Source organism: Cohnella algarum (assembly GCF_016937515.1).
Classification (GTDB): Bacteria; Bacillota; Bacilli; order Paenibacillales; family Paenibacillaceae; genus Cohnella; species Cohnella algarum.
In genome coordinates this window covers 2,987,557-3,000,705 of sequence record NZ_JAFHKM010000002.1, presented here as the reverse complement: position 1 = coordinate 3,000,705, position 13,149 = coordinate 2,987,557, and the positions used below count along the sequence as shown (strand labels likewise).

The 13,149-nt window shown below is 46.7% G+C and carries 13 protein-coding genes and 1 pseudogene; all 14 read right to left on the bottom strand.

The features are described 5' to 3' along the window. Positions 1-356 precede the first annotated feature (356 nt). The gene (locus tag JW799_RS13620) at positions 357-581 is read right to left on the bottom strand and encodes a sulfurtransferase TusA family protein (protein ID WP_205430255.1); all 225 of its coding nucleotides are present in this window, start codon (positions 579-581) and stop codon (positions 357-359) included. Positions 582-605: 24 nt separating this feature from the next. Further along, positions 606-1,745 carry an MBL fold metallo-hydrolase gene (locus JW799_RS13615; protein ID WP_205430254.1) on the bottom strand — a complete coding sequence of 380 codons (1,140 nt, stop codon included), beginning with the start codon at positions 1,743-1,745 and terminating at the stop codon, positions 606-608. A gap of 19 nt (positions 1,746-1,764) precedes the next feature. Continuing rightward, positions 1,765-2,163, bottom strand: coding sequence for a DsrE/DsrF/DrsH-like family protein (locus JW799_RS13610; protein ID WP_062494102.1), 399 nt, complete (start codon positions 2,161-2,163; stop codon positions 1,765-1,767). Between the two features lie 24 nt (positions 2,164-2,187). Next, positions 2,188-2,765 (bottom strand): annotated as a pseudogene (locus tag JW799_RS13605) (sulfurtransferase TusA family protein). Between the two features lie 26 nt (positions 2,766-2,791). Next, positions 2,792-3,112, bottom strand: a complete 321-nt coding sequence (locus JW799_RS13600; protein WP_205430253.1) for a rhodanese-like domain-containing protein — start codon at positions 3,110-3,112, stop codon at positions 2,792-2,794. 16 nt (positions 3,113-3,128) lie between these two features. After that, on the bottom strand, positions 3,129-3,914 hold the full coding sequence (locus JW799_RS13595; protein ID WP_085170067.1) for a sulfite exporter TauE/SafE family protein: 786 nt from the start codon (positions 3,912-3,914) through the stop codon (positions 3,129-3,131). An 81-nt stretch (positions 3,915-3,995) separates the two neighbouring features. Further along, the gene (gene trxA, locus JW799_RS13590) at positions 3,996-4,316 is read right to left on the bottom strand and encodes a thioredoxin (protein ID WP_085170068.1); all 321 of its coding nucleotides are present in this window, start codon (positions 4,314-4,316) and stop codon (positions 3,996-3,998) included. Positions 4,317-4,813: 497 nt separating this feature from the next. After that, positions 4,814-5,983, bottom strand: coding sequence for a Ger(x)C family spore germination protein (locus JW799_RS13585; RefSeq protein WP_205430252.1), 1,170 nt, complete (start codon positions 5,981-5,983; stop codon positions 4,814-4,816). Then, positions 5,980-7,539, bottom strand: a complete 1,560-nt coding sequence (locus JW799_RS13580) for a spore germination protein (protein WP_205430250.1) — start codon at positions 7,537-7,539, stop codon at positions 5,980-5,982. Before JW799_RS13580 ends, JW799_RS13585 begins: the two co-directional genes overlap by 4 nt. Then, complete coding sequence (locus tag JW799_RS13575) at positions 7,536-8,624, bottom strand: GerAB/ArcD/ProY family transporter (RefSeq protein ID WP_205430248.1); 1,089 nt, start codon at positions 8,622-8,624, stop codon at positions 7,536-7,538. Before JW799_RS13575 ends, JW799_RS13580 begins: the two co-directional genes overlap by 4 nt. A gap of 1,407 nt (positions 8,625-10,031) precedes the next feature. Next, positions 10,032-10,655: a hypothetical protein gene (locus JW799_RS13570; protein ID WP_205430246.1), complete on the bottom strand. Its 624-nt coding sequence runs from the start codon at positions 10,653-10,655 to the stop codon at positions 10,032-10,034. A 167-nt stretch (positions 10,656-10,822) separates the two neighbouring features. Further along, entirely contained in the window at positions 10,823-12,496 is a 1,674-nt protein-coding gene (locus JW799_RS13565; RefSeq protein WP_205430244.1) for a cbb3-type cytochrome c oxidase subunit I, read from the bottom strand. Positions 12,497-12,511: 15 nt separating this feature from the next. Then, entirely contained in the window at positions 12,512-12,979 is a 468-nt protein-coding gene (locus JW799_RS13560) for a cupredoxin domain-containing protein (protein ID WP_205432969.1), read from the bottom strand. A gap of 20 nt (positions 12,980-12,999) precedes the next feature. Then, positions 13,000-13,146 carry a hypothetical protein gene (locus JW799_RS13555; RefSeq protein WP_205430242.1) on the bottom strand — a complete coding sequence of 49 codons (147 nt, stop codon included), beginning with the start codon at positions 13,144-13,146 and terminating at the stop codon, positions 13,000-13,002. Positions 13,147-13,149 lie beyond the last annotated feature (3 nt).

Sequence of the window (13,149 nt, the reverse complement as noted above, 5' to 3'; positions counted from 1 at the left end):
TCATACAGGTATGGGTATTAAAAAGTGAAAAAATTAGTCATACTTGGTGCATACTTTCTTTTTACGTTGATCATAGGAGCTTCTTCCGGATATAGAAAAGCATACAATTCGTTCTATCCTGCACGCTTTCTTAAAATTTGCGCGGCTCAGCACTTCGCGAAGATCCACCGGCTTTGCCCCATTGTTTTTTCATTCTTTGCAATTTAGGGAAAGATATATAATGAAGACCTTGAACAGGCCCGTGATTTCGAATTTGGTAAGCAATGAAGGTTATTGCTGCAATAAACCAAATCATGTTTTCTTCCTTTCTTGTAGGAAGGAGATGCAGTGCCTGGAACCACATCCCCTTCAAAAACTTATCCTTTCTTTACGATAAACTTAAATACACCGTTGTCTTCTTTAGCTTCGATCAATTCATGGTTCGTTTGTTTGACCCATGCTTGGAAGTCGTTAATGGAACCTTTGTCGGTTGTGTGCAATTCCATGATTTGACCGGATTCGAGCGAATCGATTGCTTTCTTTGCTTTGACGATCGGCATCGGGCAAGCAAGACCTTTTGCGTCAACAACAATATCCGCCATAAGTTGAACCTCCTTCCTTACATTTTAACCTTGATGATGTACCGCGCAGCGGTTCGGTCCAATCTCGAGTTCGACCGCTTTTTCTGCATCGACTTGGAGTTCGCCCCGGTTGATGGCCACAATTTCTTCAAAATTTGGCGGTTTCTCCATGGAGACCGCGCTAGCCACTTGTTCCGTAAAGGCTTCTTGGTCGGCGTTTTGCATAATTTCGTTATTCTCGCGAATTTCACCGAATGTGGCCCCAACAATACCGTTATCGTTGATCTCCTGAATGTCGGCATAGTGAGCGGGCAGAACGAGACAATCGTCCGGGAGATCGCTCAGCTTGTTGAACACGGTATCGTACAGATCCATCGCCCATTCTTTTGCCTTGCCTCCAAGATCGGGTCTTCCCAAACCGCCGACAAAGATGGTATCTCCGGACATCAAGAACCGGTTGTTGATCAAGAAGGATGTCGATCCGGGGGTATGCCCAGGCGTGGGAATCGCCAAGACCTCCACATCAATTTCTCCGACTCTGATCCGATCATGCCGATCCAACGGCTCGAACTTCAAATTCGTATCCTTTACCTCCCCGGAAGAGATGTAATACGTTGCGCCGGTTTGTTCGGCAAGCTGTCGCCCTCCGGAAATATGATCGGCATGCAGATGGGAATCCACGACATGTTCAATCTTGAAACGATGCTGTTTTGCAAGTTCAAGGTAAACATCCACCTTTTGATTCGGGTCGATGATCATGCCTTTCCCTTCCGAAATGACGGCATAGGAGAGGCAGCCTTTAGACAAACGGTTGATTTGAATCAATTTGAACTTTTCGTCCATGTATACGATGGTCGGATGGTAGAACTGGCTCCAGGCCAGCATTCCGCCTTCCAACGAGTAGGTTTTATACCCTTTCTCCATCAACATTTCCGCTACAAAGTCAGAAGATCCGCCTTTTGCGCAAACGACGACCATTTCCGTATCCTTTGGCAGTCCGGCGTGCACCTGCTCATCCTCTTCTAGAAAGTTAAAGTACGGAATGTTAACGGATCTCACTTTTTTTCCCTCAATTTTCCAATCGTTATAATCTGTCTCGTTCCTTACATCGAGAATCACCACGTCTTCACCCGAATTCATTTTACGGTGAAGCTCTTCTGCCGTAATCAAGGGTACTTTTTCCATTCTTATTCTCCTTTCCCATTTAAAAGTTCAGCGTCACCTGCGCGTCGAATGCAAAATCCAAAAATGCCGCGGCGCCGCCGAGTTCAATTCCATCGATAAAGTGCTCTTGGTCAAGTCCCATCACATCTACTGTCATTTGGCAGGCGATCATGCGGACACCCGATTCTTTGGCCACGTCCAGAAGTTGGGTTACTGTCGGAACATTAATTTTTTTGAAGCCTTCCGCCAGTCCTTCGTTACCCGGTCTGAGTTGCAGCATTTGCTCGGAATCCTTATGAATGATCGACAGTCCTTCAAAGGTAAAGAAGATAGCCACCTCAGCGTCCAGCGCCGCCGCTGCCGTTGCAATGTTCAATACTTTGTATGCAGTTTCAAGACCCCCGGAAGATGCGATAATCGCCACTTTTTTGTTTGCCATGTTTTGTTCTCCTTTACTCGATTATTATTTGTCGCTTTCTGTGGCCCCCTGCCACTGAGACATGCCTGGCACCACATTCTTTACTTTGAAAAATCCGCGCCCGGCAAGAATTTGGCAGGCCATATCGCTGCGGTTCCCCGTTCGGCAAACGACTGCGTACTCTTTGCCCGGATCCAGCTGACTCAGTTTTTCCTCCAGTTGTCCCAAAGGTACGGAAACGGCGCCGGGAATGCGCCCGAAGGCATATTCCGCAGGTTCGCGTACATCCAACACATTGATACTTTCACCAGAAGTTAGTTTTTGATTTAGTTCCTCGTTACTCATGATGTGAGGGAATTTTATTTCCGTTTTGTCTCGCCGTCCGATGCTTTTCTCAAGAAATGGCGGAAAAGCCCGTTCTCTTCCTTCAGACCAATGTATTGATGGCCGGTGCGTTTAGCCCAGCCCTGCAAATCTGCGACGGAACCCTTATCGGTGGCCCGCACTTCAAGGACTTCCCCCGGATGCATTTCATCGATGGCTTTTTTTGTTTTTACGACCGGCATCGGACATGCCAGCCCTTCGCATTCAAGGACGCGGTTCGTTTGGATTGCTATGGTCATTACAATCACCCTTCTGTTATAGATGTTTATTTTCCATATTCGATATCCCCGCTCCACTCGGACATGCCGCCTTGCATATTAACGACCTTATAGCCCATGGACTCGAGATACTCACACGCCAAACCGCTGCGATTACCGCTTCGGCAGATGACAATCGTTTCTTTGTCCGGATCCAATTCCTTGCGTCTTTCACCAATTGTACCTAGCGGGATATGCTTGGCGCCGGGAATATGTCCCGACTCCCATTCGTCTTGCTCGCGCACATCCAGTAAGTTCAATTTCTCCCCCTGCTCAAGCCGCTTTTGCACTTCACGGGGGAGGATATTATTTAAATATTCCCCAGCCATTTTCATTCACACCTCATTAAGTTAAAATATCCATCCAAATCTTGATGACTGTTGCCGTAATGAGCGCGGCGAGAATCCATTGCAGCACCTTCACATTCATTTTCTTGCCAAGCTTGGCACCCAGCGGTGAGGCGATGATACTCGCTATTACCATCACCAGGGATGGAATCAGCAACAGGTGACCCCCCATGACTTTTCCGACCGTAGTGCCAATCGAGGAAATGAACGTAATCGCCAATGAAGAAGCGATAGCCACACGCGTAGGAATTTTTAGAACGATCAGCATGATCGGGACAGTGATGAATGCGCCGGCAGCGCCAACGATACCCGATAAAATACCCACGATTGCAGCGGCGATTGCTGCAACGGTTGTGTTGAAGCTAACATTAGAATAGTCAGCCCTGTCCATTTCTTTTTTTGGCATAAACATCATGACGGCCGCAACGAGCGCCATAACGGCATATGTCAAGTTAATCGCGGAATCAGACAGAAATTTCGAACCGTAGCCGCCTATAAAACTCCCCGCAATGATAGGAATCCCCATGGCAAGGACGAGCTTCTTGTTGATAAACCCTCCTTTGCGGTAAGCAAACATGCCAGCCAACGTTGCGAAGAATACTTGCACCGCACTTACCGCAGCAACCTCTTGTGCGGTAAACGCCGCAAAACCAAGTAAAGGGGGAATATACAGCAGCATCGGATATTTAATAATGGAACCTCCGATCCCGACCATTCCTGAAATCCATGAACCGATGAAACCAATAACGAAAAGCGTGAGGATCCAACCGAAATCCAGTTCCATAAGACACCCCTTTCGTGTGTATTATTCCGAATAATGCTTCTTTCAATATACGTATAGGGGTATTTTTTTGATCAAAAAAAATTAATTTGCATATTGCATGATGAATGCTTTTAGTTTATTTAACGGCTGAATACCAACGAATGTTGTGGCTTCCTCCCCGTTAACAAAGAGTATTAATGTTGGAATACCTTGGATTCGGTATTTTACCGAGGCTAACGGATTTTGATCCACATTTAATTTTGCAATAACTGCCTCTTTATCCACTTCATCGGCCAATTGTTCCAAAACAGGAGTAATCATGCGGCATGGTCCGCACCACGGGGCCCAAAAATCAACCAGCACGATTTTGTTATTTTTGATGATTTGATCCAAGGTATCGTCCGTTGCTTTTATTGTTGCCATGAAATCATCCTCTCTGTGATTAATGTCATATACTAATACCCCTATGGGTATATTAAAATATTTGTGATTAAAAGTCAAGATTAATGATAAAGTGCTTTGCAAGAGCCGATGCTAAATGATGTAGTTAGCGGCCATGTCTATAATCTCATCTTTGCCTTGATCCTGATGTCGGTTGCTAATAGCAGTCGTCGGCGCACTAGGGCTGAGCCTTCCTTTTTCTCCCACTTTCGTGGATCCGAAATATGATTGGCGTGAAGAATGCTTGCCGCACCCGACTAATTGCCTCCTTTTTGTGATGGGCGGTTTCCGTTCTTTGATCTGCTAATCAAGTTCGGACTGCCTTATACGAAGCTTGGGAGGTTGCCGACACTGCATCGAAAATATGTTTAGGTTTCACAAGGGGTTTTGCTTCGACACAGGACCAAACAGTCGTGATGGAGGAAACCGCCGCATATTGTTTTTTTAAGGTGAAGTAAACTCCACGATAAGTGAATTGCTTATTTTGAAGGAGAGAAGGGACCCACCGTCCTGCCGCTGTTCGTAATCTGCACTTTGACATCGATGCTTTGAAGCGATTCCGCGTCCAGAGCGAATTCCCGAAGTTGTGTAAGTTTGCGCCATTCCGGTAATTTGTTCCGATAAAAAGAGTCGAGCAAATTGAGACTATCCGTCTTTTGCTTGAGTCCTTCCTTGAATGTACGCCTGATCTCTTCGCCGATCAGTTTTTCCGACCGGCTCGCTATCTCCGCCTCGGAAACTTCTTTTACCATTAAACTGATACTGCCTTTTACGGTTACACCAATATTAAAATATATTTTGCCGTTGCGCATTTCCGGATGGATTCGAGGTTTCGGATGCTCGAATATAACAACGGCAGCAGGTTGCTTATCCGAATCGATCACGAGTGGAGTACGGACTGTCCCTCTATCCAACCAACGACTCCCCGTAATATCTTCTTTGGAAAGCCAACCGTTCCATTTTCCGTCCTTGATAATACCTACCCCCTCGAGTTCAAGGGCGCTATATTGCGTCTTTTTGTCAACCCAACGCCCCTTGGATAAATGAATTAAGGGAAGAAGCGGGGTTTTTCCCGGTTCTCTTAATTCGGTGATGAGCTGGTATAACCGCTTGGGCGGTATAAACGAACTTTGCTCGTATACGTCTTCCGGATCACTCAATTGCGAATAAACAGGCGAGGATTCCAGTATGGGCGAAGCGAGCAGCACCTCTTCCACTGAATTGCGGGTTCCAAATACCCATAACGTATAACGAAATTCATTATAGCGGGTTAACTGATCCACCACTTCGTGAATCCCATGTTTCAGCACCGCTTCGCTCAAGACGACGGAGTTCAGGTGGCCCCAGTAGATTCTCCGCTGCGAAGTCGCATATAAATGATGGACGGCCTCTTGGAACGAATTTCCAACCCCTTTCCCTACCCAAGCTCCCTCTGTGGTCTCACTTTTCGATCCGCCGGCTTCCTGCTTGCCCAACGTGGAAAAATCCAAAATTTGCGCATATAGCTTATACTGACCATCTATATAATCGATGCCGATGGCATGCGCATAAAACATATGCTCCAGTTCCCTCATATTCCAACAACCCGATATCATGGGAAGAATCAAAAAAACGAACACCGCCTTCCGCCAGATGCCATGCTTCATCATTTCCCGCCCTTTCCCCTTGTCGAGTCGACTGTATTCAACATCTTCGGACGTTTTTTCAGATAGGAAACCGGAGCACGAAACAGCGCGTGGACCGCATCGCGAAATGTGAAAGGCGAGATCGGGGCCAGATAAGGGACGCCGAAGGAACGCAAATTGGCCAGGCAGATCAAAACCACAAACACGGAAAGAATAAAACCGAAAATTCCCAATACAGACGAAACGATAAGAATTCCAATTCTAAGAACGCTCACCGTTCCGGTCAACGATTGGTTCACCAGGGTAAACGTGGCGACAGCCGTTGTAGCGATCACAACGAGCAGCGAGGGACTCGTCATCCCTGCGCGAATGGCCGCGTCCCCGATGATCAGACCGCCTACTACCGCAAGCGTTTGACCGACGGCGTTCGGCAGACGCACGCCGGCCTCCCTGAACAATTCGAATAAGAGCAGCATCATCAGGGCTTCGATCGGGGTGGGGAGCGGTACTCCTTTCCTGTCCATCACGAGTGTAGCCAGCAGCGTCAAGGGAAGCTGGTCCTGATGATAAGTAGCGATGCCGATATAAAATCCGGGAAGAAATAAGGAGATGCTTAAGCCGAGCAGGCGTAACATTCTGCCGAATGCCACAAACCAATACGCATTGTGAAGATCTTCCGCAGACTTGAAAAGAAGCGTCAGATTGGCCGGGGCGATGATGGCCGTCGGCACACCGTCCAGCAAAATGGCGAAGCGGCCGCGTAATAAGGCGGCAACCACATAATCCGGCCGTCCGGTATATTCGAACAGCGGGAACAGGCTCCATTTGGATTCCGCCAACAACTCCTCCAGTTCGTTGCCGCTATATACAGCATCGATGTCGATTTCAGTTAACCGCTGTTTGATTTCCTCCACCACTTCCGGCCGGATAACATCTTTGATGTAAAGGAGTCCCGCCTTGGTTTGGCTGCGCTTACCGAGCATATATTGTTCGTAGGACAGGGACTCCGTCCGCAATCGTTTCCGAACCAACGCAACGTTGACGGAAAGATCCTCGATAAACCCGTCCCTCGGCCCGCGAATCGAGACTTCCGTACTCGCCTCTTCGGGTTTTCGTTGGGGAAGGTTCGCAATATCAAGTGTATAAGCGGATGCTAGGCCATCGACAAACAGAATCAATTGTCCGTTGAATATTTTCGGCACGAGGTTTTCCAGCATCGTCTCCTTTTTGAGCGAAGAGATCGGCCAATCAGAAATGAACGTTTCCTCATTCAGGGGCCGGATGTGAATTTCGCTCAACCATTCGCGCAGGCTGGGAATAATCGTTTCATTGATTCGTTTCGTGTCGGACAAACCTTCGCAATAGACCAGCAGGACGGTAACGTCTTGCCCTTCGTGAAATCCTATTTTTTGAACTTTGACATCGTGACATTCGGCGAACGTATCCTTTACCCATGCTTCACTTTTCGCCAAAGAAGGGTCAACATGACGCGTTCCCGCAACGGCAGACGATTCTTGTCCATTTTTTTGCGCAATTCGTTTATTTTTCAAAAGCTTACCGAGGAGCTGCCAGGTTTTCATAACTCCACCTTCTTTTTGTTCTTTATCCATGCCACCGCGGCTAACAGTGCCGATAAAATCAGGACGAAGAGCAAAGAGTACGGAAGGTACACCGCCGATAAGAACTTCATGAACATTTGATCGCTGACACGGATTTGGGAAGCCGCAATCATAAGGGCAAACAACACGATCAAAAGTACCGTTCGTTTTTTACTCTTCGGTATATTTAGCAGATCCGGGATCAGGAACATTCCGAGCGATATTCGTATAAAAGCACCGACAAGCCACTGGTAAATGGACAGAAAATCGACGTGTTCCAGGAAATGTCCGAACGTGACCAGCCTCCATTGTTCGTAGGCCGGAAAGCGCATTCGGGCGGCTTCATCCGGTCCGAATACCGCAATTGCTCCCGTTAATGGACTGAGTGTCAATTCCACCAGGATCATTCCTGTGATCAGTAGAGGAAGCAAGCTCATTTTCGATCGCAGCCGATGTTGCATGAATACAAAATAAAGCATCCCAGCAAACCCTGACCCGGCATACACCATTCCTTTCAACACAGGTTCGTATCCTTCTTCGAACAATGGGAAAAGCAGGGAATAATCTTTATGGGCAAAATTTGAAGTCATGACAAAGAACCCGAGCAACACAACAAAGGGCAACAGGATCCCATTCACGATCGCAATGGAACGCAAACCGGAATAGGCGACAAAAAATGTAACGAGAGCGAAAAAGGAAACAAGAATCAAATTCGGCGTCTTCGGCAAGTATGTAATATTCGTCCAGTAGGAAACATCCCGGATGGTCATCGTGCTCATTAGAAACAGTTCAATCCCTATGATTAGGATAATGAACCAGGCGAATACGGAACCGAGCCGATGTTTGATCCAGACGAAAAGATGCTGTTGCCCGCTTCGTTTCATCACAAAAAAAATGAGCGGAATCCAACCCAGAAGCAGGATCGCCGAGAACAACACGGAAACCCATGCATCCCTCCCTGCAGATTGAAGCAGCATCGGAATGACAATGACGTGATCCAGAATCCCCGCGACTGAGATCATAATCATGGAAGCTTGAAGAACACTGATCGTTTCGGATTTGCTCATCGCAAATACTCCCCTCTGACCTGCTTAGCATTTGATCGGCTATCAAACTTATTCATTATCGGCTTGGTTATCTTTGTGTGAGAAATCATCCACAAGATTATACACACGTCGATACAATAAAACGCTCATTATTGAGGTGAGTATCATCCATAACGAATTAATTTTCCCGTCATTAACCTTAATAAAGACCTGTCCAGTAACCAATAGTCGAACAGTAAGTGCAATGAAAAGACTCCAAGACAAAAATAAATCCATTTTCAACAAATTCTTAAATGCGCTCGATCTATGGTTTGCGATTTCTTCAGATCTAAGACGCATTTGGCGTTTCTGTTCATTCTCCATAATATTCATCCCTTACTCCTGAAAAAATTCCCTTGACATATCTAAAATAAAATGTCCCCCCCCCCCGAAAATATACATGGCAATTTGGAATCATTTTCTTTCCTTTGTGAGAATCAGAATTGAGGATTTCAAGAGACAGAGTCCATGTCCATCCCCCTTGTATGCTCAGTCTGAGAATCCATGCCAATTGTAGTATACCCGTAAGAACTAGGGAATATTTACGCTGCATAACTGTCAAGAAATATGGCTTAACATTGTGGACTTGAAACATTCGTTTGGACAGCGCAAACCAACATTCGGTTTATCGTGTAAAATCAAACGCTTATTTTAATGAAGCCACCATAAAGTATCAAACATGGGCTTCGTCTGTGAAAATCAATTTTTTCATCCTATTTTTCTTCAAGCATGCCTTTCTTAGTTTTTTTAATGCCTTTTTTTAAAATGACCTGTAATTCCACCAATGCTCCCAAGAAAAAGCCCGTTAATAACAGGGCTAATGAGAGATTCAAAAAATTTAGCGAGAAAGTGGTGATGCCAATAGACTCCAAAATTCATGCCAATTACCAATCCTATACAAAATCCAGTGTAAGTACGTTTGTTCGGGCGGTTTTTTACCTTCCTGCTGATAATTCAATATGATAGCTTTGTTATATGCTTGCCATATTAAAAACCATAAACATCCGTGAAAAGTATGCAGTATAGATAAATTTAATAAAGAAAACATATTGGTTGAACATTCTAACACCAGAAGTACCGTACCGAGAAAGTATTGTTCGATATATAACTGACCGAATCCGCTCATAGTTATTGACCATAATAAAGCTGAAATCGGGGATTTATACTGACTTTTTATTCCCATTAATTGAACCTTCTTCTTATTACAAATACCAAGGTTGACGATCCACCCTAAATATCATTTACTGGATTGCCCCAAAAGCTAATTATATGTGTAGAAAACCACTTCGGGGCGTATTTCGGAATCCGTGGATGCTTGAAAGTGGAATGTTATGTTCGGTTATTTCCTTCCTTTTCCTCAGCAATAGTGGTTACCATGTTATAAAATTTCTATTTTGCTTTTTCTTTTTCCGGAAGAATATTCAGGTTCATTTTCTTTCTGAACGGATTTTCCGGCTTTTTTTGAAAATGAACAAATATTTTTGTTATCCATTTGGATACTAACATTACAGTTATATATCCAAGGAATAGGTATAGATAATTGATCCCGTTCTTGACTTGAAATAATCCAATCGTTGACAAAAGGGACCTCCATAAAAAGGCAAGAAATAAGCAAAGTCCTGTTGCGTATAGGTAGTAATTTTTGTTATAGTTCAACGTCCATTGAAAAACCAACATCAATGCTACTGGAGCAATAGCTGCGTCCGATGCAAAAGCGGGCAAAAAAGGGACTACCTTATATGGAAAGCTCCATAACCCATTCGATAGTGCAATATCATCAAAATAACTCAACCAAACATGAACATTTAAGCCAAAGAACCCTAGAAGTAGAGCCTTCCTTCTGTCAATAAACAGGTAAAGAATAAACAACGATAAAAAAAGTACTCCAATCAAAAACCAAAATTGCCATGAAGTCCAACTGGAATATTGTTGCCAGAAGTCAACCTGTGAAGTTGTAAGTTTTTCCGATAATTTTTCTATTTGTTCAAATTTCTTAGTTTGTTCAGGTGACAAAGTGAACTCCTCCTTAATTATGGATCCCATGCTATTTATCTGTAGTTATGTACAAAATTGACGGCAGACCAGGCATAGGCGATTAACCGATTAAAAAAGTTGGGAACCTCCAAGACTTTACTATGAAAAAAAGCAATCGCCCGAAGGCGGCCGCAAGACTGCACATTTCACCACGTCCGAATCGGCGGCGAGCCGGGGGGAGCGTGTTGAATCATCTGAAGAACCGGCCACAGGTAGGCGATCAGGATCAGCGCGAATGTCAGGCCGATCCAGACCGGCCAACGCTCCAAGAACAACGGCGGCTTTTGATATTTCGGATCCACCCGGCCGATCGGGTACGGCATGGGCTTCTCGGCTTTCGGGGAGAAGAACATCAGGTAGAGCACGACCCAGAGATACAGCAATATCCCGATAAACAGCAGCGTACCGCCTACCCCGGCAGACAGCAGATAAGGCTTCCATTCCTGCACGACCGGATGACCGGCGTACGTGCTGAACGCGCTCCGTCTGGGGGCGCCGAGCACGCCGACGATGTGCATCGGCACGCTCATCAGGAAGATGCCGAGCAGCCACACGACGCCTTGGACGATGCCAAGGTTGTTGGCGAACCGCGTTAGCGTCCGCCCCGTCAAGAGCGGGATCAGCCAATATGAGATGCCGAAGAAAGTCAACACGACGGTTGTCGCCAGCGTCATATGGAAGTGGCCGGTAATGAACAGCGTGTTATGAACAACTTGATCCAGTTGGTAGCTCGCGCTGATGACGCCGCCGGCGCCGGCAGGAATAAACATGACCATGGAGAAGAACGGGACGAGGAATCGGACGTCGTTCCATGGCAGCTTTTTCACCCAACCGAATCTCCCCTTGGCACCCTGCATGCGTCCTGCGATCTCGAACGTGGCAAGAATCGCAAACACCGTCATCAATGACGGGACGACCACCAGCATCGTCAAGATCACCTGCAGAAACTTCCAAAAGGAGGTGATGCCCGGTTCCATCAGCTGATGGTGAAATCCGACGGGGATCGAATACAAAATAAACAAAATAAACGTCAACCTCGGCAGCGAGTCGCTGAACAGCCTGCCTTTCACGACGGCCGGGATATTGACATACCAATAGATGTAGGCCGGCAGCAGCCAGAAGTAGACGAGCGGATGCCCGAAATACCAAAACAGCGTGCGGCTGAGCGACACGTCAATGTCCGACACCCAACCGAAGGACCAAGGGATGAGCTGGAACACGACTTCAATGGCTACGCCGAGCGTCGCAATCACCCAGAGCACGAATGTGGCGACCGCCATGAAGGCAAACAGCGGAGAAGGCTGGCCTTTGTTTGCTTTCCGCCATTTCGCGTAGCTCGAGAAGATCGGAGTGCCTCCCACCCAGCTGCCCACCACCACCAACGCAAGCCCTACATAAAACCAAGGGGACGCCTTCATAGGCGCGTAGAACGTGTAAAGCACGCTGGAGCTCTGGTTGGCAATTGCAAACAAAGCGAGAATGATCCCAATCGTCATCATCCAAAATCCGATCCAGCCGGTGCGCCGGTCGGCGTCGTGCATTTTGCCGCCCAACGTCTTGATGACCCCGGAGTACAGGAAGCCAATGATGAAATACGTTGTGAAAATGAGCGCCAACGCTACGCCGTGCAGCGTCAGCAGCAGGTAATACCACTGCGGTTGAAGCGATATATACCCGCCGCGCTCCAACACTTGCAGCAGCCCCGCAACGGCTCCCAATAACAAAGCTACGAAGGAAACCCCTAGAAAGGCCAATATGAGACTCGAATCTTTCCTCGTAAAGGAAAATCCCTTCTCTTCCTTGATTGCGTTATCCGTCATCCGGATCCGTCCTCCTTACTGAACTACAAACCGGCCTATCATGTAGTGGTGACCCGTTCCGCAATATTCGTTGCAGACGATCAAGTAATCCCCCGGATCGTGAAAGGTATGGGTATATCTCGTGATATGTCCCGGGATGGCCATTATATTAACATTGGTTCCGGCAATTTGCATGCCGTGAACGACGTCAGGGGTGGTTACTTGAAAATGCACCTTCGATCCTGCAGGAACGGTGATCTCGCTCGGGCTGAACATAAAAATTTGCGCCGTCATCGTCAGCTCGTACTCGTTATTCCCGATTTGTTTCAGTCCGGGATTGTCGAACGGAGGCGTTGCTGCGACGGCTTTCGGGTCGATCGTCTCCGTATGGTTGGGCGGATTCAGCCCCATTCCCACCGCCATAATGCCAAACAGCAGCAGGAAGAGGAACAGCGTGGAGATTCCCGCGATCAGCCAAATGCGTTCGTACCGGGGAAAATGGATCATAATCCCGCTCTCCTTCTTCACAATCGATCCAAGTAAACGAAAAAGATGGAAAACCAAATCGCCAAGATGATCAAGCCTATGACGATCGAGGTTACGAAGGTATCTTGGAGCTTCTCCTCATCTTCCGGAGATTTGGCGCGTTCATAACGCTTTGACTCGGCCATTAA

Coding starts and splice junctions, on each gene's coding strand:
- trxA (WP_085170068.1), bottom strand. CDS start 4,316: ATGGCAACAATAAAAGCAACGGACGATACCTTGGATCAAATCATCAAA.
- JW799_RS13620 (WP_205430255.1), bottom strand. CDS start 581: ATGGCGGATATTGTTGTTGACGCAAAAGGTCTTGCTTGCCCGATGCCG.
- JW799_RS13610 (WP_062494102.1), bottom strand. CDS start 2,163: ATGGCAAACAAAAAAGTGGCGATTATCGCATCTTCCGGGGGTCTTGAA.
- JW799_RS13615 (WP_205430254.1), bottom strand. CDS start 1,745: ATGGAAAAAGTACCCTTGATTACGGCAGAAGAGCTTCACCGTAAAATG.
- JW799_RS13585 (WP_205430252.1), bottom strand. CDS start 5,983: ATGATGAAGCATGGCATCTGGCGGAAGGCGGTGTTCGTTTTTTTGATT.
- JW799_RS13575 (WP_205430248.1), bottom strand. CDS start 8,624: ATGAGCAAATCCGAAACGATCAGTGTTCTTCAAGCTTCCATGATTATG.
- JW799_RS13555 (WP_205430242.1), bottom strand. CDS start 13,146: ATGGCCGAGTCAAAGCGTTATGAACGCGCCAAATCTCCGGAAGATGAG.
- JW799_RS13580 (WP_205430250.1), bottom strand. CDS start 7,539: ATGAAAACCTGGCAGCTCCTCGGTAAGCTTTTGAAAAATAAACGAATT.
- JW799_RS13595 (WP_085170067.1), bottom strand. CDS start 3,914: ATGGAACTGGATTTCGGTTGGATCCTCACGCTTTTCGTTATTGGTTTC.
- JW799_RS13565 (WP_205430244.1), bottom strand. CDS start 12,496: ATGACGGATAACGCAATCAAGGAAGAGAAGGGATTTTCCTTTACGAGG.
- JW799_RS13600 (WP_205430253.1), bottom strand. CDS start 3,112: ATGGCTGGGGAATATTTAAATAATATCCTCCCCCGTGAAGTGCAAAAG.